Below are 20893 nucleotides of genomic sequence, written 5' to 3'. Positions count from 1 at the left end.
GGTTTCGTCCCATGACATTCCCGGTTCACCGATCATTGTTCCCGGATGACGAGTCGGGCTGGGCAAGCGACGCCAGACCAGCCAGACTCGACTGGATAATCCCTGGCCACCTCGGCCGCGAGGCCCAGTTCCAAGGAGGCGTCCCGACTGGAAGCGGGGGCGGGCGTCGGCACCCCTCCATCGGGTGTGTCGAGAAGTCGTTCAGGCTGCGGGAGGCGCCGCGCACAGGCGTCTCATGTGACTCGTCCTTCATCGGCAGATGCATGCCGTGACCAGCAGAATCCGTCCCCTACGCCCGACATATCCCACCACTTAGCGTCGACACGAGGAGCGAATATCTTCATCAAGATCACGACGAGGTGCTGCGATGATCGGCGACGCCGGACCAAACCACGGCGCGGTCCTCCGCATCGGCGTTATCGGCGCCGGTGGCCACGCGACCCACCAGATCTATCCGTGCCTGAATTCCCTTCCGATCCGACTCGCCGCCATTTGCGACATCGACGAGGCCCGGGCCGAACACAACGCGCGAAGGTTCGGAGCCGAGTCTGTATACGCCGACCATTCGTCCATGCTGAGCGACGCGAGCCTGGATGCGGTCATCGTGTGTGTGGGTGCCGAGCACCATTCCAAGTTGGCGATCGACGTCATGGAAGCCGGACTGCCCGTCTGGACGGAGAAACCGCCGGCCGCGTCTGCGGCTGACGCCGCCGCTGTCTTGGCGACCAGCCGAAGGACAGGCCAGACCTGTATGACTGGTTTCATGAAGCGATTCGCGCCCGTGTATCGGCGCGCGCGTTCGGCGGTAGCATCGCCGGACTTCGGGCCGCCGTGCCTTCTGGCGATCGACTGGTCCTTCGGTGTCGCGGACAGCAGTTGGTTGGATATGTTCCTTCTCGACTTCGGAATACACATGGTAGACCTGGCCCGCTACATGTTCGGCGAAGTCACCGAGGTGTTCGCGCGCGATCACTTCGGGATCGCCTACGCAGTGACCTTGACCTTCGCCAACGGCGCGGTCGGAACCCTGAGCATGACCGCGAACAGGGGTCTCGACATCACCGAAGAAGTGCACCTCACCGGCAGCTACGGGAACCATCTGACCATAGACCGTTCTGGCCGCCTGACGAGGTACCGCGGCAACACCGTGTTGGACTACCATGATCGGCCACTCGCGCTGCAGGACAGCCTGGTGGACATCGGCTATCAGGGTGAGCTAGCCGAGTTCGTCTCCGCCGTTCGAGATCGACGCGAGCCGGAATCGTCGATAGCCAGCAGCTACGAAACCATGCGGGTTTACGACGCGATCAGGCACTCGATCCAAGAGCAGCGCGTCGTGTGCCTCGACGAGATCGACGCACGCTCCTGAAGAGCGCGAACCAGCCCCGGGAACGGAGACTCGATGGATTATCGCAGGATCGATCACGTTGGACTCACCGTCGGCGACATCGACCGATCGGTGGACTTCTATGCGTCCATGTTCGACCTCACCGTGATCGGCCGCGGCGATGGAGACGCGGACTGGATCGCGCGCGGTCTTGGATTCGCCCAGGTCAAGCTCGCGACAGCACACCTCGAGGGAGAGAACATCCGGCTCGAGCTGATCCAGTACGTCCAGCCGCCTGGGCGACCCGATGCGCCGCGGAACAACGATGTCGGCGCCGCCCATATCTGCTTTCCCGTCCTCGACATCGAGGAGGCTTACAACGACCTGACCGCGAAGGGCGCGCGCTTCATCGCGCCGCCAAGCCCGCCACACATGAACGGCAAGGGCTTCCGATTCGCCTATCTGCTCGACCCGGACGACATCGCGGTCGAGATTCTGCAGCACCAGCGGAGTTCGTAGCGAGCGGCGCCGCATGCGGAGATCTTGGGCGGCACCGTCCGGCCTGAACCGCGGCACGGCGGGACGAGTGCCGCCTGACCCGCCTTCAGATGGTGCGGACGTTCTCGGCCTGGGGGCCCTTCTGGCCCTGGGTGATGTCGAACTCGACCCGGGCGTTGTCCTCGAGGGTGCGGAAACCGCTGGAGGCGATCGCGCTGTAGTGCACGAACACGTCGGCGCCGCCGCCGTCCTGCTCGATGAAGCCGAAGCCCTTCTCGCCGTTGAACCACTTCACAGTGCCCTGGGCCATGCTGTCGTGCTCCTATTCTCTGTTCCAGCAAACGCAGCAGACCCTAGCACGGCCGGACGAGGCGCTATTGCTGCCGCTCCCGGGCGCGTCGCTTCCCTTCGTGCATCGCGACGACGCGCGCGACGGGGATGGTGTGGCCCTCTTCGACGAGGTCGGCGGGCAGTTCCTGGGGGGCCGGCAGCGCCGCCGCCCAGGGGTCGTCGTCGCCGAGGAGGGCGGGCGCGGTGTGGATCGTGAAGTCGCCCGGGGTGACGGAGTCCAGCGCGTCCCAGGAGACCGGGAACGACACCGGCAGGCCGGGCCGCAGCCGCGGGCTGTACGCGGCCACGACGGTCGCGCCGCCGGAGCGGGTGGAGTCGAGGAACACCTTCCCGCCGCGGTCCTCCTTGATGTACGCGGTCGTGGCCAGCGCCGGGTCCAGCCGCTCGGCCCGGGCCGCGACGGCGCGGGTGGCGGCGGCGACGTCCTCGTGCGAGTGCGGCCGCAGCGGCACGAAGATGTGCACGCCCTTCGACCCGCTGGTCTTCACCGCGCCGTCGAGGCCGTCAGCCGCGAGGGCCCGACGGACGAGCTGGGCGGCGGCCGCCGCGGCGGCGAACGTCTCGCCCTCGGGCGGGTCGATGTCCATGATGAGGTGCGTCGGGACGTCCCACTGCTCGGCCCGCACCAGCGCCGGGTGGTACTCGACGGCGCGCTGGTTGGCGAACCACAGCAGGGTGCGCCGGTCGTCGCACAAGGCGTAGGACACCTCGCGCTTGGACGCCTGCGCCCACACCGAGACGGTCGGGATCCACGACGGCGCGTACTTCGGCACGTTCTTCTGCATGAAGCCGGGCTGGCCGGGGCGGACCCGGATCACCGACAGCGGCCGGCCGGCGAGGCCGGGCAGGATCCGGGTGTGCACCGCGTCGAGGTAGTCGACGAGGTCGCGCTTGGTGGCGCCGCCATCGTCGGACAGCGGCTGGTCCAGATGCGTCAGCGCGACGCCGTCGCGTTCCTCGTCGGCGCTCATGAGGACAACCTATCCCCCGGTGAGGCGCAGCCCCCAGGTGAGCGTCCACGTCTCCTCGGGCAGCAGCCAGCGCAGCGCCTCGCCCGTGCGCAGCGCGTTCGGCGGGGCGGTCATCGGCTCGACGGCGATCGCGTCGGCGGGTCCGTCGGGGCCCGGGAAATAGTCGGTGACCCACAGTTGCACGTAGCCGAACGCCGGCTCCTGCCACAGCTCGACGGTGCGGCCGTCGGGCGCCCGCAGCGCGCTGGTGATGACGCCGCTGCCGTCGACGTCGAGGTCGGTGTAGCACGCGTGGCCCGGACCCTCGCCGACGGGGACGCCGCCGCGCAGGTCGTCGTCGGTGCCGGTGACGTCGTACGTGCCGGTCGGAATGGAGCGGTCGTCGATGCGGAACGCGCGCCCGGCCGGGACGGTGAGCGTGAGGTCGCGGACCGGGACGTCGCCGACGCGCAGGTACGGGTGGATGCCCAGCGCGACGGGCGCGGTGTCGTGGCCGGCGTTGCGCAGCCGGTGCCGCACGATGACGCCGTCGGGCGTGAGCTCGTACTCGACGGAGGTCTCGAGCGCGAACGGGTAGCCCGGCTGCGGCGCGACGTCGGCGGCCAGCGTGACCGACGCGTCGGTGCGGGAGCCGCGGGTGTACCGCGTCCGCATGAGCAGGCCGTGCACCGCGTGGCCGGCCTCGGGCTCGGTGATCTCCAGCTGCTGCTCGACGCCGCCCAGCATCCAGCGGCCACCGTCGACCCGGTTCGGCCACGGCGCCAGGACGGCGCCGGCGGCCAGCGGCGGCGGGCCGTCGGCGGCGTGCGGCTGGATCAGCTCGGTCCCGGCGACCGTGAGCGAGCGCAGCGCGCCGGCCCACTCGGACACGACCGCGCGGGTGGTGCCCAGCTCGAGCGCGTGCGTGGTGTCCACTGGCTCTCCTCGCCCCGGCGACCGTCGCCCGGCGTGGGTCACTGTAGCGGCGTGCGCGACGATGACCACGGCAGCGCGCCACCAGGACCCTCCGCCCGACCTTGGCAGGACACATGACACTGATCGACGCACATCAGCACTTCTGGGATCCGGCCGCGGTCGCGTACCCCTGGATGGACCCCGCGGACGCCGTCATCCACCGGCGCTACGGGCCCGAGCACCTGGCGCCGCACCTGGAGCGGCACGGTATCGACGGGACGGTGCTGGTGCAGTCGGCCGACAGTGACGAGGACGCCGACGCGATGTTCGCCGTCGCGGCGGCGTTCCCGCCGGTGCTCGGCATCGTCGGATACGTGCCGCTGGAGGATCCGGCGCGGGCGGCGGAGCGACTGGCGCAGCTGTCGGAGCGGCCGGGCCTCGTGGGGATCCGCACCCTCATTCACGACCGGCCGGACCCGGACTGGCTGCTGCGACCGTCCGTCGTCGACGGGCTGCGGCTGCTGGAGCAGGCGGACCTGCCGTTCGACCTGGTCGCGGTGCTGCCCCGGCACCTGGAGGTGCTGCTGGAGCTGGCCGAGCGGCTGCCCGGCCTGCGCGTGGTCATCGACCACCTGGCCAAGCCGCCGTTCTCCGGCTCAGGCTCCGGTGACGCCGAGCGGTGGCGCGACCTGCTCACCGCCGTCGCCGCACACCCCGGGGTGTATGCGAAGGTGTCCGGCCTCTACCCGCCGCCGGGCACGGACCTGCGGCCGTGGGTGGACCACGCGATGGAGGCGTTCGGGCCGGAGCGGCTGATGCTCGGCAGCGACTGGCCGATCGCCGAGCGGGCCGGCGGCTTCGACCCGGTGTGGTCGGCGCTGGTCGAGGTCGTGGACGGGTACGGGCCGCAGGTCGCGGCGCAGCTGCGGTCGGAGACGGCGCGGCGGTTCTACCGGCTGCCGGACCCACCCCGAGCATCGCAGGCCGCTGCACAGAGGGGAGCACGATGAGCAACGCGTTGGTGGTCCGGGGCGGCTGGGACGGGCACGCGCCGGTCGAGGCGACCGGCCTGTTCGTCCCGTTCCTGCGCGAGGCCGGGTTCGACGTCCTGGTGTCCGACACGCTCGACGTCTACGCCGACGCCGGCACGATGGCGCGGACCGACCTCGTCGTGCAGTGCTGGACGATGGGCGAGATCACGGTCGAGCAGCTGGCCGGGCTGACGGCCGCCGTCCGCGCCGGCACCGGGTTCGCCGGCTGGCACGGCGGGATCGCCGACGCGTTCCGGTCCAGCTCGGACTACCTGCACCTCGTCGGCGGCCAGTTCGCGACGCACCCCAGCCGACCGGCCGCGGAGTGGGTGCCGGACGCGCCCGAGAACAACTACCTGCGCCACCGCGTCGAGATCGTGCCCGAACGAGCCGGCCACCCGATCGTCGCCGGACTGTCCTCGTTCGAGCTGGAGACCGAGCAGTACTGGGTGCTCACCGACGAGTACAACGACGTGCTGGCGACCACCACGCACCCGGCCCGGCCGGACCAGCCGTGGCGCCGCCCGGTGACCTGCCCGGCGGTGTGGACCCGCGAGTGGGGCGAGGGCCGGGTGTTCGTCGCGACACCGGGGCACCAGCCGGACATCCTGCGCGACCCGAACGTCCGCACGATCGTGGAGCGGGGGCTGCTGTGGGCGGCCCGGTAGGCGTCGGCGTCGTCGGGGCCGGCGCGATCTCCCGGCAGTACCTCGACACGCTGGCACGGCTGGACGCGGTGCGGGTGGTCGCGGTCGCCGACCGGGACGCGGCCCGTGCGCGCGCCGCGGTGTCGGGCCGCGACGGCGTCGAGGCGGTCCCGGTCGAGGCGCTGCTGGCCGACCCGCGGGTGGACGTCGTCGTCAACCTCACTCCCCCGGCCGGGCACGCGCCGGTCGCGCTGGCCGCCGTCGAGGCCGGCAAGTCCGTCTATGTGGAGAAGCCGCTGGCGGTGACGGCGTCCGAGGCGCGGGCGGTGCTGGCGGCGGCCGGCGGGGCCGGGGTGCGGGTCGGCGGCGCGCCGGACACCGTGCTCGGCACCGGCGTGCAGACGGCGCGGCACGCGATCGACGGCGGGCTGATCGGCCCGCCGACGGCCGCGACGGCGACGTTCCTCTGTCCCGGCCACGAGAGCTGGCACCCGGACCCGGACTTCTACTACACCGCCGGCGGCGGTCCGCTGCTGGACATGGGCCCGTACTACGTGACGGCGCTGGTCACGCTGCTCGGCCCGGTGACGTCGGTGCTCGGCGCCGGCAGCACGGCTCGGCCGTCGCGGACCATCGGCAGCGGTCCGCGGGCCGGCGCGACGATCCCGGTCGAGGTGTTCACGCACGTCACCGGCGTGCTGACGCACGCGTCCGGCGCGCTGTCCACCGTCACGATGAGCTTCGACGCCGTCGCGACCCGGGCCGAGCCGATCGAGGTGCACGGTCCGGCCGGGTCACTCATCGTGCCGGACCCGAACGGGTTCGACGGCGACGTGCTGCTGCGCCGGCTCGGCGGCGACGGCTGGGTGCGGCTGCCGGTCGCGGCGGGGTACCGTCTCGGCGGCCGCGGCCTGGGTGTCGCGGACCTGATGACGGCGCCGACGGCGGCCGCGGCGCGGGCGTCCGGGCCACTGGCGCTGCACGTCCTCGACGTCATGGAGTCGGTGCTCCGGTCGGCCGCGGCGGGCGGCGGCAGCGTCGCCGTCGAGGCGCAGGTGGACCGGCCGGCCGCCGTCCCACTGGCCGGCCAGCCGGAGCCGCCGCTCGGGTAGCGTTCCGGCATGCACACATCCCCGGAGCAGAACCCGTTCGACACGATCAGTGAGCTGCCGTACCGGCTGCCGCCGTTCGCGCGCATCGAGACCGCCCACTACCGTCCGGCGTTCGAGCGTGGCATGTCCGAGCAGCTGGCCGAGGTGGAGGCCATCGCGACGAATCCGGAGCCGGCGACGTTCGAGAACACCGTCGTCGCGCTGGAGCTGTCCGGGCAGCTGCTGCAGAGGGTCGCCGCGGTGTTCTTCAACCAGGCTTCGGCCGACGCCGACGACGAGATCCAGGAGATCCAGGCGGAGGTGTCGCCGAAGCTGGCGGCGCACTCCGACACGATCCACCTCGACCACCGGCTGTTCGCCCGCGTCGACGCGCTGCTGGCGTCGGCGGACGACCTCGACGCCGAGTCGCGGCGGCTGCTGGAGCGCTACCACCTCGACTTCGTCCGGGCCGGGGCCGGGCTGACCGAGGCGCAGCAGGAGCGGCTGCGGGCGATCAACGAGGAGCTGTCCGGCCTGGAGACGGCGTTCCAGAACAAGCTGCTCGCCGACACGAACGCCTCTGCCGTCGTCGTCGACGACGCCGCCCAGCTCGCCGGGCTGTCCGCCGACGCCGTCACCGCCGCCGCGGAGACCGCCCGGGAGCGCGGCCTGGACGGCAAGTACGTCATCACGCTGGTGCTGCCCAGCGGGCAACCGGTGCTGACGTCGCTCACCGACCGGGCGCTGCGCGAGCGGATCCACCGCGCGTCGGTCAGCCGCGGCGCCAACGGCAACGAGCACGACACCCGCGAGACGGCGGCGCGGATCGCGGCGCTGCGGGCGGAGCGGGCGGCGCTGTTCGGCCACCCCGACCACGCCACGTACGTGCTGGAGGACCGCACCGCGAAGACGCCGGCCGCGGTCCACGACATGCTCGGCAAGCTGACCCCGGCCGCCGTCGCCAACGCGCACGCCGAGGCGGCCCGGCTGCAGGAGGTCATCGGCGACGAGTTCGAGCTGCGGGCGTGGGACTGGGCCCACTACTCCGACCGGGTCCGGCGCGAGACCTACGACATCGACGCCGCGCAGCTACGGCCGTACTTCGAGCTGGATCGAGTGCTGCGCGACGGCGTGTTCTACGCGGCCGAGCGCCTGTACGGGCTGACGTTCACCGAGCGCACCGACCTGGTCGCCTACCACCCCGACGCGCGCGTGTTCGAGGTGTTCAACGAGGACGGCAGCGGCCTTGGCCTGTTCATCGGCGACTTCTTCACCCGCGACTCCAAGCGCGGCGGCGCCTGGATGAACTCCTTCGTCGACCAGTCGACGCTGCTGGGCACCAAGCCGGTGGTCGTCAACAACCTCAACATCGTCAAGCCACCGGCCGGCGAGCCCGCGCTGCTGACGTTCGACGAGGTCAACACCATGTTCCACGAGTTCGGGCACGCGCTGCACGGCCTGTTCTCCGACGTCACCTATCCGACGCTGTCCGGCACCAGCGTGCTGCGCGACTTCGTCGAGTTCCCGTCGCAGGTGAACGAGATGTGGGCGGTCTGGCCCTCGGTGCTGGAGAACTACGCCGTCCATCACGAGACCGGCGAGCCGCTCGCGCAGTCGGTGGTGCAGAACCTGCTGGACTCGCAGATCTGGGGCGAGGGCTACGCGACGACGGAGTACCTGGCCGCGACGCTGCTCGACCTCGCCTGGCACGAGCTGCCCGTCGGCGCCGTCGTCGAGGACCCGCTGGAGTTCGAGGCGCAGGCGCTCAGGCAGGCCGGCGTGGCGCTGGAGGCCGTGCCGCCGCGCTACCGGACGTCGTACTTCGCGCACATCTTCTCCGGCGGCTACAGCGCGGGCTACTACTCCTACATCTGGAGCGAGGTCCTCGACGCCGACACCGTCGAGTGGTTCAAGGAGAACGGCGGTCTCACCCGGGCGAACGGCGACCACTTCCGCCGCACGCTGCTCTCCCGCGGCGGCAGCATCGACTCCATGCAGGCCTTCCGCGACTTCCGGGGCCGCGACCCGCAGATCGAGCCCCTCCTCCTCCGCCGCGGCCTCACCCAGTAACGCCGCCGCACCCGGCCGGTTCTGGACAGCTTGGTCCAGAACCGGCTACGGTGGCGGCCATGGCCAGGCCCAAGGAGTTCGACCCCGAGTCCGTCGTCGACGCGGCGATGGACGTGTTCTGGGTGGGCGGGTACGCGGCCACCTCGACGAGCGACCTGTGCGCGGGCACCGGGCTGGCCCGCAGCAGCCTCTACAACACGTACCGGAGCAAGCGCGAGCTGTACGAGCAGGCGCTGCGCCGCTACGGCGAGCGGACCCGCACCGAGCAGGCCGAGCTGCTCGCCCAGGAGGGCCCGGTCCGCGAGGTCATCCGCGGCTTCCTGCTCCGGGCCGTCGACACCCAGCTGGCCGATCCGCAGCGGCGCGGCTGCCTGGCGCTGAACGCCGCCGTCGAGGTGGGCGACGCCGACCCGGCGGTGGCCGGGCTCACCCTGGCCGACTTCGACACGATCGTCGCCACGATGAAGGCGCTGATCGAGCGCGGCCGGGCCACCGGCGAGCTGACGTCCGGCGGCGACCCCGAGGCGCAGGCCCGGCTGGTGCATGCGGCGCTGACCGGCATCCACGTCGTCGGCAGGGTCGCCGGCGACCGTGCCCGCCTCACCGACATCGTCGACGCGCTCGTCGACGGCCTCTGAGACGGGAGACCCTCGTGCGTGTACCGCCGGCCGTCTACGTCCTCGGCGCGAGCATCTTCGTCCTCGGCACCACCGAGTTCATGATCGCCGGGCTGCTGCCGGAGATCGCCGCCGACCTCGACGTGAGCATCCCTCGCGCCGGGCTGCTGATCTCGGCGTTCGCCATCGGCATGACGGTCGGCGCGCCGGTCATGGCGGTCGCGACGCTCCGGCTGCCGCGCAAGGCGACGCTGCTCGCGGCGTCGGCGGTGTTCCTGGCCGGGCACGTGCTGGCCGCGCTGGCACCGTCGTACGAGCTGCTCATGGCAGCGCGGGTGGTGTCGGCGGTCGCGACCGGCGCGTTCTGGGCGGTCGCGGCGGTGGTGGCGGTCCGTCTGTCGGCGGCGGAGGCGACGGCGCGGGCGCTGGCCGTGCTGGTCGGCGGGCTGACGCTGGCCAACGTGCTGGGCGTGCCGGCCGGGACGTGGGTCGGCCAGCAGCTGGGCTGGCGCGCGGCGTTCTGGGCGGTCGCGGCGCTGAGCGTGCTGACGGCGATCGCGGTGGCTGCGCTCGTCCCGCGCGCCGCCGGGGCGAGCGCCGCGCCGCCGCGGGTCCGCGACGAGCTGCGGGTGTTCCGCGGCCGGCGCATCTGGCTGGCGCTGGCCACGACGGCGACGTTCCAGTCCGCGATGTTCGCCGCGTTCTCCTACTTCGCGCCGCTGCTGACCGACGTCGCCGGGCTGGACGAGGCCGACGTGCCGCTGGTGCTGGCGCTGTTCGGTCTGGGCAGCTTCCTCGGCATCACCGCCGGCGGGCGGATCGCCGACCGCGGGCTGTTCCTCAACATCGTCGGCAGCCTGGTCGCGCTGGCCGCGGCGATGACGGTGCTCGCGCTGGTGTCCGGCAACACCACGGCCGCGATCGCCGCCGTGTTCGCCGTCGGTGTGGCCGGGTTCTCCATCGCGCCGGGGCTGAACGCGCGGGTCTTCGTGGTGGCCGGCGACGCCCCGACGCTGGCGTCGTCGGTGAACACGTCGGCGTTCAACGTCGGCAACACGCTCGGCCCGTGGCTCGGTGGCGCCGCCATCTCCGCCGGCTGGGGCTACGTCGCACCGGTGTGGCTGGCGGCCGGGCTGGCGCTGGTCGCGCTCGGCATCGCGCTGGCCGCCTGGGACCAGGAGCGGCGACACGACCGTGCGCTCGTCCCCGCGACCGGTCCCGCGCTGGCCACCTGCGACGCATAGAGTCGGGCCATGGACAGCGTGCGGATCGTGGAGCAGTGGCCGGTCGACCACGCGGCGACGGCGGTGGTGCGGGCCGATGGAACCGTCGCCGGCGCGCACGGCGACCAGGACCGGCTGTTCCGGCTGGCGTCGGTGACCAAGCCGCTGACGGCCTACGCCGCGCTGCTCGCCGTCGAGGAGGGCGCGATCCACCTCGACGACCCCGCCGGCCCCGAGGGCTCCACCGTCGCACACCTGCTGGCGCACACGTCCGGCCTGGCCTTCGACGAGCACAAGGCCGCCTGGGCGCCCGGCCGGCGGCGTCTCTACTCCAACGCCGGCTTCGAGCAGCTGGCCGACCACGTCGCGAAGCGCACCGGCATCCCGTTCGCCGACTACGTCCGCGACGGCCTGCTCGCCCCGCTCGGCATGGCGGCGACCGTGTTCGAGGGGTCCCCGGCGTCGGGCGCACGGTCGACGGTGGCCGACCTGACCCGGTTCGCCGCCGAGCTGCTCGCGCCCGCGCTGCTCGACCGGTCCACCGTCGCGCAGGCGACGACCGTGCAGTTCCCCGGGCTGGTCGGCGTGCTGCCCGGGTTCGGCCTGCAGAACCCGAACGACTGGGGCCTGGGCTTCGAGCTCCGCGACGGCAAGTCGCCGCACTGGACCGGCGCCACGAACTCGCCGCGCACGTTCGGCCACTTCGGCCAGGCCGGCACGTTCATCTGGGTCGATCCCGACCTCGGCGCCGCCTGCGTCGCGCTGGCCGACCGCGACTTCGGCACGTGGGCGGCCGAGGCGTGGCCGCCCTACAGCGATGCCGTCGTCGCGGAGCTGCGGGGCTGACGCCGTTACAGGACGTCGTCGAGCGTCTGAGCGGTGAGGACGCGAGCGGTCCAGCTCTCCAGCTGCGCGCTGGAGGCGGCGTGCACGGTGTCGAGGGTGCTCTGCGTGAGCGGGCCGAACTTGAGGGTCAGCAGCTGGACGAGCGCCTTGGCATGGCCTTCGGCACGGAGCATCTCCGCGGTGGTCACGTAGGCCTCCTCCTCTTCTGGTCCGAGTTGCGTGAACAGCTGGTGCAACTGGTCGGTGGGCGTCTCGCCCACCGTCTCAATGTACGTCAGCAGCGCCAGAAAGTCGTCGATGCCGCCCGCGCCGGTCAGGATCTGGCGCAGGTCGTCGGTCCAGTCCCGCAGGTCGTCGGCGAGACGGGCGTTGCCGGCGGCGATCTTGAGCAGCAGCAGCGTGATCCGGGCCGGCGGAGTGAGCGGCCGAGCACGCAGCGCTCGCTGGTCGAGACGCGCCAGATCGTCGAGCAGGAATCGGAACCGCGGCAGGTGCTCTCGTGCCGCGTCGACGGCCTCGGCGTCGAGATCGAGCAGCTCGACGATGTCGGCCGGGCCACTCCACGGGCGCCGATTGTGGTGCACGACCAGCGGGATCACGGCGGGCAAGCGGGTCGCGTCGGGATGCTCCGCGAGGTAACGGTCCCAGATGCGCACCACGTAGCGCAGCATCCGAAACGGCATCAGCGGATCGGTGCTGCTCTGGTGTTCGATGAGGACATAGAGCAGGACGTCGCCGCCCTTGACGGGCGCGGTGAACAACAGGTCGGAGTGCCGCCAGCGCAGTGCGGCGTCGACGAAGCTGCCGGGAACCCGGGCCAGCTGGTCCAGGTCCAGCCGGCCGGACAGACCAGCCGGCAGCACGGCACGCAGCTGCGATGCGGCGTTGACCGGTTCACCGAGGACCCGGCGAAACACCGCGTCGTGCGGATTGGGCTGATTGGACATGGTGGGAACGGTAGGGGGCGGGACCGACAGAGTCGCCGGGCTGTCGGCCATGCCCCTGGAGGCCGCTAGGGCAGAATCGTCCGGTGCGCATCGGGATCCTGGGGCCGCTGGAGGTCCGCGCCGGCGATGGCTCGCCGGTGTACGTGGCCGGCGCCCGGCTGCGCGCGCTGCTGATCATCCTCGCGCTGGAGCCGGGCCGGCTGGTCCCGGCCGGCCGGCTGGTCGACGGCATCTGGGGTGACGATCCGCCGGCCGGCGCGGCGAACGCGCTGCAGGCGCTCGTGTCGCGGCTGCGGCGGGCGCTGCCGGAGCTGGCGATCGAGTCGCACCCGGCCGGGTACCGGCTGGCGCTGGACCCGGACGCCGTCGACGCGGCCCGGTTCGAGCGGGCGGTGACGGCGGCCCGGTCCGCCCCGGACGACGCGGCCGTCGAAGACGGGCTGCGGGCGGCGCTGGCACTGTGGCGCGGTCCGGCGCTGCTGGACGTCGCGGAGTCGGAGTTCTTCCACGCCGCGCGGACCCGGCTGGAGGACCTGCGGCTGGCGGCGACGGAGGACCGCGTCGACGCGGCGCTGCGGCTGGGTCGCGGCGCGGCGCTGACCACCGAGCTGACCACGCTGGTCGCGGAGTACCCCCTACGGGAGCGGCTGGCCGGCCAGCTGCTGCGGGCGCTGGTCGCCGCCGGCCGCCCGGCGGAGGCACTGGCGGCCTACGAGCGGACCCGGGCGGCGCTGGCCGACGAGCTGGGCACGGATCCGTCGGCCGAGCTGGCCGCGCTGCACACGAGCATCCTGCGCGGCGAGCTGCCGGCAGCGGAGCCCGTGGCCGCACCGGCCGCGGCCCTGCCGCCTACGCCGCCGCGGACCAACCTGCGCGCCGGCCTGACCAGCTTCGTCGGCCGCGACGCCGACGTGGCCCGGGTGCACGACCTCGTCGGCGAATACCGGCTGACCACGCTGACCGGGCCGGGCGGGTCGGGCAAGACCCGGCTGGCCGGCGAGGCGTCGCGCGCGCTGCTGGACCGGATGCCCGACGGCGTCTGGCTGGTGGAGCTGGCGCCCGTCACCGCCGGCGCCGACCTGGCGGCCGCCGTTCTCGGCGCGCTGGACCTGCGCGACCAGCTGTTCCTCTCCTCCGGCGACGACGCGATCGGCCGGCTGGTGTCGGTGCTGCGCACCCGCGAGGCGCTGCTGGTACTGGACAACTGCGAGCACGTCATCGACGCCGCGGCGGCGCTGGCCGACCGGCTGCTCGGCGACTGTCCGCGGCTGCGCATCCTCGCCACCAGCCGGGAGCCGCTGGGCATCACCGGCGAGGCGGTCTGGCCGGTGGAGCCACTGGCGCTGCCGGAGCACGACGACGACCCGGCCGGCCTGCTCGGCTCCGACGCGGTGCGGCTGCTGGTCGACCGCGCCCGCGCCGTGCGGCCCGGCTTCACCGTCACCGCCGCCGACGCACCCGCCGTCGCCCGGATCTGCCGGGCCCTGGACGGCATGCCGCTGGCGATCGAGCTGGCCGCGGCCCGGCTGCGCACGATGACCGTCGACCAGCTGGCCGCCCGGCTGGACGACCGGTTCCGCCTGCTCACCGGCGGCAGCCGCACGGCGCTCCCCCGGCACCAGACGCTGCGCGCCGTCGTCGACTGGAGCTGGGAGCCGCTGCCCGAGCCGGAGCGGGTCGTGCTGCGCCGGCTCGCGGTCTTCGCGCACGGCGCGACGGCGGAGGCGGCGGCCCGGGTGTGCGGCGACGGCGCCGACGTGCTGGACCGGCTCAGCTCGCTCAGCGACCGGTCGCTGCTGCTGGTCGACGACCACGGCGACGTGCCGCGGTACCGGATGCTGGAGACGATCAAGGCGTACGCGCTCGAGCGGCTCGACGACGCGGGCGAGCGCGAAACCGTCCGCCGGGCGCACCTGGACTACGTCACCGACCTCGCCGAGTGGGCCGAGCCGCACCTGCGCCGGGCCGAGCAACTGGAGTGGCTGCGCCGGCTGGCGGCGGTGCACGACGACCTCAACGCCGCCGTGCGCGGCGCCGTCGCGGCCGGTGACGCCCCGGGCGCGCTCCGGCTGGCCACCGCCGCCATGTGGTACTGGTGGCTGTCCGGCCATCGGGCCGAGGCCGGCGAGCTGACGGCGGAGGCGCTCACGGCGCCCGGCGACGTCGACGACGTCACCCGGGCCACCGCCTACGCCGGGCTGGCGATGATCGCGACCGCCGGGCTCGGCGACGAGCAGGAGGTCAAGGACTGGGTCGAGGAGGCCGAGCGGCTCTGCGGCGGCAACCGGAGCAACGCGCTGCTGCGCATGGTCGGCGGCCTGGCCGACTTCATGAGATACGGCGACGACCTCTTCGCCGCGTCGATGGCGAAGCTGCTCGACGACGAGGACCCGTGGATCCGCGCGCTGGGCCGGCTCAACCACGCGCGGCTGCTGCCGTTCGCCGAGCGGCGCGAGCCGTCGGAGCTGGCGCTGGCCGAGTTCCGCAGCACCGGCGAACGCTGGGGCATCTCGTTCGGGCTGACGACGCTGGCCGACCTGCTGGCCCGGCAGGGCGACCTGGCGGCGGCGCTTGCGCACTACGAGGAGGCGATCGTCGCCGCCAGCGAGGTCGGCACCACCGAGGACGTCGTGTTCATGCGCGGCAAGGAGGCGCAGCTGCGCTGGCTGCTCGGCGACACCGCGGGCAGCGCCGCGGCGCTGGACCGGGCCGAGCGGGATGCGGCGGGCCTGGCCTGGCCGGACGCCGTCGCCGGGCTCGCGCTGTACAAGGGCGACCTGGCGCGCTGGGCCGGCGACCTGGACACCGCCCGCACCGAGCTGGACCGCGCCGACGCCCTGCTGGCGACCATCTCGGTGCACCCGCTGTTCCGGGCGATGGTGCACGACTCGCGCGGCCATCTCGCCGCCGCGGCGGGCGACCTGGCGGAGGCGGCGGCCGAGCGGGCGGCGGCGACGCGGCTGGCCCTGGACATCGGCGACGAGGACGTGCTCGGCCGGACCCTGGTCGGCCTCGCCGACCACGCGCTGCGGCGGGACCGGCCCGCCGACGCCGCCCGGCTGCTGGCCGCGGTGACGGTGCTGGCCGGCGGGCCGGACCGGTCCCAGGCCGAGGCGACCCGGGCCGAGGAGGCGGTCCGCGCCGCGCTCGGCGAAGAGGCGGCCGCGGAGCTGACCGCCGTCGCCGCACGCGAGCTCGACGCCGTCGACGCGACGGCGGCCGTCTCGCTGGTGCGCGAGACGGCCGCGTCGGTGCTGGGCCAGACGATCAGCGGACCGGCGGCCGGCGGAACAGCCTGAGCGCCCAGACGTAGCCGAACAGGCCGATCGCCGCGGTCCAGGCCAGCGCGAGGACGGCGTTGGTGCCGATCTCGGTGCCCAGCAGCAGCCCGCGCACGGTCTCGATCACCGGGCTGAACGGCTGGTACTCGGCGAACCAGCTCATCCCGGCCGGCAGCGAGTCGGTCGGCACGAAGCCACTGCCCAGGAACGGCAGCAGCACCAGCAGGGTGGGCAGGTTGCTGGCCGTCTCGACGCTCTTCGCCTTGAGCCCCATCGCCACGGCGAGCCAGGTCAGCGCGATGGAGAACAGGCAGATCAGGCCTATCGCGGCGATCCACTCGGCCACGTTGCCGTTCGTGCGGAAGCCGATGAGGAACGCCACCCCCGTCACGATGACCAGGCCCACCAGCGTCTGCAGGAAGCTGCCGATCACGTGCCCGGTGAGCACCGCGCCGCGCGAGATCGCCATCGTCCGGAACCGGGCGATGATGCCCTCGTGCATGTCCATCGCGACCGAGATCGCGGTCCCCTGGACCGACGCGGACACCGTCATCAGGATGATGCCGGGCACCAGGTAGTTGATGTAGTCGGCGCGATCGCCGCTCGGGCCGCCGAGCCCGGCGCCGAGCGTCTCGCCGAAGACGTAGGCGAACATCAGCAGGAAGATCACCGGGATGCCGATCAGCTGCACGGTCATCGCCGGGTAGCGGACCCAGCGGCGCATGTTGCGCCGCAGCATCGTGCGCGAGTCGCGGGCGGCGAGTGCGAGGGTACTCATCGGACGGTCTCCTTCTCAGCGGTCTCGCCGGCGGCCTCTTCGGCGGCCTCGGCGGGACGACCCGTCAGCGCGAGGAACACGTCGTCGAGGTCGGGGGTGTGGACGGTCAGCGACGCGACCTCGATCGAGGCGACGTCGAGGTGGTCGAGGACGGCGCGCAGCGAGTGCACGTCGCCGTCGCTGGGGATCTGCAGCGCGAGCGCTGCGTCGTCGCGGGTGGAGCCGGCGAACGTGCGGGCGGCCTGGTCCAGCTCGGCCGGGTCGTCGAACTGCAGCCGCAGGTGCCCGCCCGGGATCAGCCGCTTGAGCTCGTCGGACGTGCCCTCGGCGACGATCTTGCCGTGGTCGAGCAAGGCGATCCGGTCGGCCAGCTCGTCGGCCTCCTCCAGGTACTGCGTGGTGAGGAAGATCGTGACACCGCCGGCCACCAGCTCGCGGATCGCCTCCCACATGGTGCGCCGGGTGCGCGGGTCCAGACCGGTCGTCGGCTCGTCGAGGAAGATCACCTTCGGGTCGCCCATCAGCGTCATCGCCAGGTCCAGCTTGCGGCGCATGCCGCCGGAGTACATCGACGGCGCCTTCGCCGCGGCGTCGGTCAGGTCGAACCGCTCCAGCAGCTCGGCCGTCCGGCGCCGGCCCTCGTGCCGGTCCAGGTGATGGAGGTCGGCCATCAACAGCAGGTTCTCCTCGCCGGTGAGCAGGTTGTCGACGGCGGAGAACTGGCCGGTGACGCCGATCGCGCCGCGGACGCCGTCGGCGTCGGCCGCGAGGTCGTGGCCCGCGACGCTGATGCTGCCACCGTCGGCCTGGATCAGCGTGGAGAGGATCTGCACGGTCGTGGTCTTGCCCGCGCCGTTCGGGCCCAGCAGCGAGAAGACGGTGCCCTCGGCGACGGTGAGGTCGATGCCGTCGAGCACGGTCTGCTCGCCGTAGGCCTTGCGCAGGCCGGTCGCGGCGATCGCCGCCGGTCGGTCGAGTGTCATGGTCCCTCGTTTCGTGGTCGCTCGGTGCCGATGCGACCACTCTGGGCGTCGCCCCTGATGTGGCCGTGAGACCGCGCTGACATGGCGCTGACACGGCCGCTGACATGCGCCAGTAAGGTGTTCCGGTGCCCCTTGCCCCTACCTTGGCTCTGACCGCGCTGCTCCTGGGGGCTCCGGCGAACGCGCTGTCACCGCCTGCTGACACGGTCGACGAGCTGGTCGCCCAGCTGCGCGACGACCCGATCCTGGTGCAGCCGTCGATGGGCATGGGCGACTCCGCCGCGGCGCACGACGTGCTGGCCGAGGCTGCGGCCGACGTCGGCGTGCCGGTGTACGTCGTCCTGGCCGACACCCCGGCCGATCTGGCCGGCACGGATTCCATCGCCGAGCAGGCGGCCGCGCTCTTCCGCGCCGAGCTGGGCGACGGCCTCTACCACGTCGAGTTCCGCGAGGGCATCTCCTACACCCGGTCGTGGGGTGGCGGTGAGCTGGACGAGGCCTACCTCGCGCCCGTGACGTTCGCGCTCGAACGGGCGGAGTCGTCCGGGCCGGGCGAGTACCCGCAGGCGTCGGCGCTGCTCGAGGCCGTGCTGACGCTGCGCTGGGCGGCCGCGCCGCTGGAGGAGCTGCCCGACGCCATGGTCGACGAGTACGCGGCGCAGCCATGGGCGTTCCTCGCCGACTCGGACTACGACCGCGCGGACGCGACGGCCGGGCGCCGGGTGGCCGTGCTCGCGACGTCGTTCGGCCTGCTCGTCGCGGGTGTCATCGTCACGCTCGTGGTGGCCCGGGCCGCTCCGGCCGGTCGCGGCGACGTGCGGCGGCGGCTCGCCGACCAGCGGAGCCGCGCGGCGGACCGGAAGCGGGCCGCGTCCGCCGGACAGCAGCAGGTCGCGTCCGCCGGCGCGACGTTGTCGGACCCGCCCTCTAGGGTGGGTCCCACCCGGACCGGGCGGGGTGCACCCACCACGGCGGTCCCGGCCGACATCGCGGCGACCGCCACCCGGCAACTGGACGAGGCGCGACGGCGGCTGGCGTCGTTGTCCGCGGAACGGCTCACGTCGCCGGCCGGTACGACCGCGGCCGACGCCGTCGAGGCCGGCGACCGCGTCCTCGCGACCGGCGACCCGCTGGACGCCGTCGGCGCGACGGTGCTGGCCGCCATCGCCGTCCGTGAGGTCGAGCGGACCGGCTCTCCGAAGCGGCCGCCGTACCGGCCCTGCTTCGTCGACCCGCTGCACGGCGAGGCCCGCGACACGGTCCGGCTGGAGGGCTCGTCCATCGATGCGCCCGCGTGCCGCGACTGCGCCCGCTCCCCCTACGCGTTCCTGGCGGTCCGGCGGCGGTTCCGCGGCTGGGCGCCGTACACCGAGACGTCCACCATCTGGGCCCGGACCGGATTCGGCGCGCTGGTCGGCGACCTGCCGGCGCAGGTCCTCGACGACCGGAGCGGGCGCCGATGACGCGGCGGCTGGTGGGACTGCTGATCACGCTGGTCGCCGCGGCGGGCGGCGGCGCGCTCGCGTGGTGGCTGGCCGCGCCCGACGTCACGCCGGACCGGCCGCCGACCGAGCGGGCCCGAGCCGCTGCCGCGGTCCTCGACGAGCGGCACGTGTACGTCGATCCGGCCTCCGCCGGCACGTTCACCGACGACGAACTGGCCCGGCTGGACGCCGCGGCCGCCGCGTCGGACCCGCAGGCCTTCCTCGTCGTGTGGCCGGACAGCGACCAGGCCGGGTACGGGCGGGCGTCCGACGTGCTGCACCAGATCGGCGACCTGACCGGCCGGCCCGGGCTGTACCTGCAGGTCAGCCCCGGCGAGGAGGTCGACAGCACGGACGTCGGCATCGAGGCGGAGTACCTGTCCGGCTACGACGTCACGACCGACGCGGCCGCGCTGCTGCGGCTGATCGACGAGAACGACGGGCGGGAGTACGAGGTGGGCGAGGACACCAGCAGCCACTACTGGGGCGGCACGGGCGAGATGGTCGCCGCCGCCCTGACGATCGGCGGCGTCAGCGGCATCGGCGCCGGCGTGGTCGTGCTGATCGGGTGGGCGCTGGTGCGGCGCCGGAGGGCGGCATGATCTACGAGCCCGATCCCGCGGCGATCGCCGCCGACCTCGCCGACGACGGCGTGCACGTCGACCCGGCCCTCGCCGATCAGTTCACCGCCGACCAGTTGTCCGGCCTCGCCGCGATGGTCGACGGCGCCGACCCCGCGGTGCACGTACTGGTGGTCCCGCTGACCTACGACTCCGACGTCTCCGCCAACCAGCTCGTCGCGCAGGTGCACCGTGCGGCGCCGGCGGACGGTGTCTACTTCGTCGCCCGCTACTCCGGCGTCGACGCGTGGCGGGTCGAGGCGACCAGCTACAACGCCGTCACGAACAACGAGGACGCGCTGGCCACCTACGTTGCCGGCGACAGGTACCCGAGCGACCTCGCGCTCCAGGTGACCGAGACGGTGGAGATCTTCACCGGCGGCACGGCGGAGCAGGAGTACGCCGAGCTGTATCCCGACAGCGAGACCGCCACCAGCACCGGCTCCGACGACTCGCAGGTGCTCGGCATGGACCCGCCGGTGGCGATCGGCCTCGGCGTCGTCCTCGTCGCCGTCGTCGGATGGTGGCTGCTGCGGCGCCGGCGCCCCCGCGGCGACGTCGCCCTGAAGCGGCGGGCGCTGCGCCGGATCTCGTCGGCGCAGACCCAGGAGTGGCGCCGCCGGGCCGAGACGGAGACCGCCGCCCTCGGCGACCGGATCCGCGCGCTGGAGATCGAGCACGGCGACGACAGCGCCACCTGGGCCGCCGCGCTCGACCACTACCAGGCGGCGACGGCGATCCTGGACCGCTCCGACGCGGCGGCGGACGCGATCGGCGCGCTGGTGCTGGCCCGCCGCGGCGACGACGCGCTGAGCCACGCCGCGGACGGCCGGACCTGGACGCCGTCGGCGGCCTGCTTCTTCAACCCGCTGCACGGCCCGGCGACGACGAAGGCGAAATGGAAGACCGCGGCCGGCCGGCGCGACGTTCCCTGCTGCGCCGCGTGCGCTCGCGACCTCGGCAAACGTCGCGAGCCGGAGATCCTCGACCTGCCCACCGGCGACACCGTCGTCCACTACATGGACGCCGGCGTCGAGCCCTGGGCCTCGACGGGGTTCGGCGCCCTCGCCCCCGACCTGCTCGACCGCCTCCAGGACCCGCGCTAGCCAGGTTGGACTTCGGCGCCCCGCCACCCATGCAGCGCAGCGCCGGCCTTGGCACGCGGGAGCGATCCACAAACGCCGCATCTCCGGCACGGAAGGTCGCCTGCAGCGTGCCAAGCACGACGCCGGAG

Annotated in this window: 19 protein-coding genes; 13 read left to right on the top strand and 6 right to left on the bottom strand. The window is 73.2% G+C overall.

Translation table 11 applies throughout. The features are described 5' to 3' along the window. The first annotated feature begins 367 nt into the window (after nt 1–367). Nucleotides 368–1369: a Gfo/Idh/MocA family protein gene (locus C1I92_RS16845; protein ID WP_111255813.1), complete on the top strand. Its 1002-nt coding sequence runs from the start codon at nt 368–370 to the stop codon at nt 1367–1369. Between the two features lie 33 nt (nt 1370–1402). Continuing rightward, on the top strand, nt 1403–1846 hold the full coding sequence (locus C1I92_RS16840; protein WP_111255812.1) for a VOC family protein: 444 nt from the start codon (nt 1403–1405) through the stop codon (nt 1844–1846). A gap of 85 nt (nt 1847–1931) precedes the next feature. Here C1I92_RS16840 and C1I92_RS16835 read toward each other — a convergent pair whose 3' ends face one another. The 3 genes from C1I92_RS16835 to C1I92_RS16825 all read right to left on the bottom strand — a co-directional run bounded on the left by C1I92_RS16835 (nt 1932) and on the right by C1I92_RS16825 (nt 4062). Further along, complete coding sequence (locus C1I92_RS16835; RefSeq protein ID WP_053205609.1) at nt 1932–2135, bottom strand: cold-shock protein; 204 nt, start codon at nt 2133–2135, stop codon at nt 1932–1934. Between the two features lie 64 nt (nt 2136–2199). After that, nucleotides 2200–3147 carry a DNA polymerase domain-containing protein gene (locus C1I92_RS16830; protein ID WP_111255811.1) on the bottom strand — a complete coding sequence of 316 codons (948 nt, stop codon included), beginning with the start codon at nt 3145–3147 and terminating at the stop codon, nt 2200–2202. Nucleotides 3148–3156: 9 nt separating this feature from the next. After that, nucleotides 3157–4062, bottom strand: a complete 906-nt coding sequence (locus C1I92_RS16825) for an aldose 1-epimerase family protein (protein ID WP_111255810.1) — start codon at nt 4060–4062, stop codon at nt 3157–3159. A 113-nt stretch (nt 4063–4175) separates the two neighbouring features. Between C1I92_RS16825 and C1I92_RS16820 the strand changes: the two genes are divergently transcribed. Genes C1I92_RS16820 through C1I92_RS16790 form a run of 7 tightly spaced genes read left to right on the top strand, consistent with a single transcriptional unit; the run spans nt 4176 to nt 11566 of the window. Continuing rightward, complete coding sequence (locus C1I92_RS16820) at nt 4176–5051, top strand: amidohydrolase family protein (RefSeq protein ID WP_111255809.1); 876 nt, start codon at nt 4176–4178, stop codon at nt 5049–5051. Continuing rightward, nucleotides 5048–5740, top strand: coding sequence for a ThuA domain-containing protein (locus C1I92_RS16815; protein ID WP_111255808.1), 693 nt, complete (start codon nt 5048–5050; stop codon nt 5738–5740). The genes C1I92_RS16820 and C1I92_RS16815 overlap by 4 nt, the downstream gene beginning before the upstream one ends. After that, entirely contained in the window at nt 5725–6831 is a 1107-nt protein-coding gene (locus tag C1I92_RS16810; RefSeq protein ID WP_111255807.1) for a Gfo/Idh/MocA family protein, read from the top strand. Before C1I92_RS16815 ends, C1I92_RS16810 begins: the two co-directional genes overlap by 16 nt. 9 nt (nt 6832–6840) lie before the next feature. Beyond that, the gene (locus C1I92_RS16805) at nt 6841–8880 is read left to right on the top strand and encodes a M3 family metallopeptidase (RefSeq protein WP_111255806.1); all 2040 of its coding nucleotides are present in this window, start codon (nt 6841–6843) and stop codon (nt 8878–8880) included. 59 nt (nt 8881–8939) lie between these two features. Then, nucleotides 8940–9518, top strand: coding sequence for a TetR/AcrR family transcriptional regulator (locus C1I92_RS33860; RefSeq protein ID WP_111255805.1), 579 nt, complete (start codon nt 8940–8942; stop codon nt 9516–9518). Between the two features lie 14 nt (nt 9519–9532). Further along, the gene (locus C1I92_RS16795; RefSeq protein ID WP_158564171.1) at nt 9533–10741 is read left to right on the top strand and encodes a Cmx/CmrA family chloramphenicol efflux MFS transporter; all 1209 of its coding nucleotides are present in this window, start codon (nt 9533–9535) and stop codon (nt 10739–10741) included. Nucleotides 10742–10750: 9 nt separating this feature from the next. Continuing rightward, nucleotides 10751–11566: a serine hydrolase domain-containing protein gene (locus C1I92_RS16790; protein ID WP_111255804.1), complete on the top strand. Its 816-nt coding sequence runs from the start codon at nt 10751–10753 to the stop codon at nt 11564–11566. Nucleotides 11567–11571: 5 nt separating this feature from the next. Here the strand turns inward: C1I92_RS16790 and C1I92_RS16785 are convergent, their stop codons facing one another. Next, nucleotides 11572–12564 (bottom strand): Rpn family recombination-promoting nuclease/putative transposase, encoded by a 993-nt coding sequence (locus C1I92_RS16785; protein ID WP_111255803.1) that lies wholly within the window; start codon nt 12562–12564, stop codon nt 11572–11574. Nucleotides 12565–12596: 32 nt separating this feature from the next. Here C1I92_RS16785 and C1I92_RS16780 point away from each other — a divergent pair, with 32 nt between their 5' ends. Continuing rightward, complete coding sequence (locus tag C1I92_RS16780) at nt 12597–15812, top strand: AfsR/SARP family transcriptional regulator (protein WP_111255802.1); 3216 nt, start codon at nt 12597–12599, stop codon at nt 15810–15812. Here the strand turns inward: C1I92_RS16780 and C1I92_RS16775 are convergent. Together C1I92_RS16775 and C1I92_RS16770 are read right to left on the bottom strand one after the other, a co-directional pair. Then, nucleotides 15781–16572, bottom strand: coding sequence for an ABC transporter permease (locus C1I92_RS16775; RefSeq protein WP_111255801.1), 792 nt, complete (start codon nt 16570–16572; stop codon nt 15781–15783). The genes C1I92_RS16780 and C1I92_RS16775 overlap by 32 nt on opposite strands. Beyond that, a complete protein-coding gene (locus tag C1I92_RS16770; RefSeq protein ID WP_111255800.1) occupies nt 16569–17555 on the bottom strand; it encodes an ATP-binding cassette domain-containing protein in 987 nt (328 codons plus the stop codon). Before C1I92_RS16770 ends, C1I92_RS16775 begins: the two co-directional genes overlap by 4 nt. A gap of 125 nt (nt 17556–17680) precedes the next feature. Between C1I92_RS16770 and C1I92_RS16765 the strand changes: the two genes are divergently transcribed. Genes C1I92_RS16765 through C1I92_RS16755 form a run of 3 tightly spaced genes read left to right on the top strand, consistent with a single transcriptional unit; the run spans nt 17681 to nt 20765 of the window. Continuing rightward, nucleotides 17681–19018, top strand: coding sequence for a hypothetical protein (locus C1I92_RS16765; RefSeq protein ID WP_146605171.1), 1338 nt, complete (start codon nt 17681–17683; stop codon nt 19016–19018). After that, nucleotides 19015–19641 carry a hypothetical protein gene (locus C1I92_RS16760; RefSeq protein ID WP_111255798.1) on the top strand — a complete coding sequence of 209 codons (627 nt, stop codon included), beginning with the start codon at nt 19015–19017 and terminating at the stop codon, nt 19639–19641. Before C1I92_RS16765 ends, C1I92_RS16760 begins: the two co-directional genes overlap by 4 nt. Further along, the gene (locus tag C1I92_RS16755; protein ID WP_146605170.1) at nt 19638–20765 is read left to right on the top strand and encodes a hypothetical protein; all 1128 of its coding nucleotides are present in this window, start codon (nt 19638–19640) and stop codon (nt 20763–20765) included. Before C1I92_RS16760 ends, C1I92_RS16755 begins: the two co-directional genes overlap by 4 nt. Nucleotides 20766–20893 lie beyond the last annotated feature (128 nt).

The sequence above is a fragment of the Jiangella anatolica genome, from assembly GCF_003236295.1.
Classification (GTDB): domain Bacteria; phylum Actinomycetota; class Actinomycetes; order Jiangellales; family Jiangellaceae; genus Jiangella; species Jiangella anatolica.
This window is presented reverse-complemented; position numbering and strand designations above follow the sequence as displayed.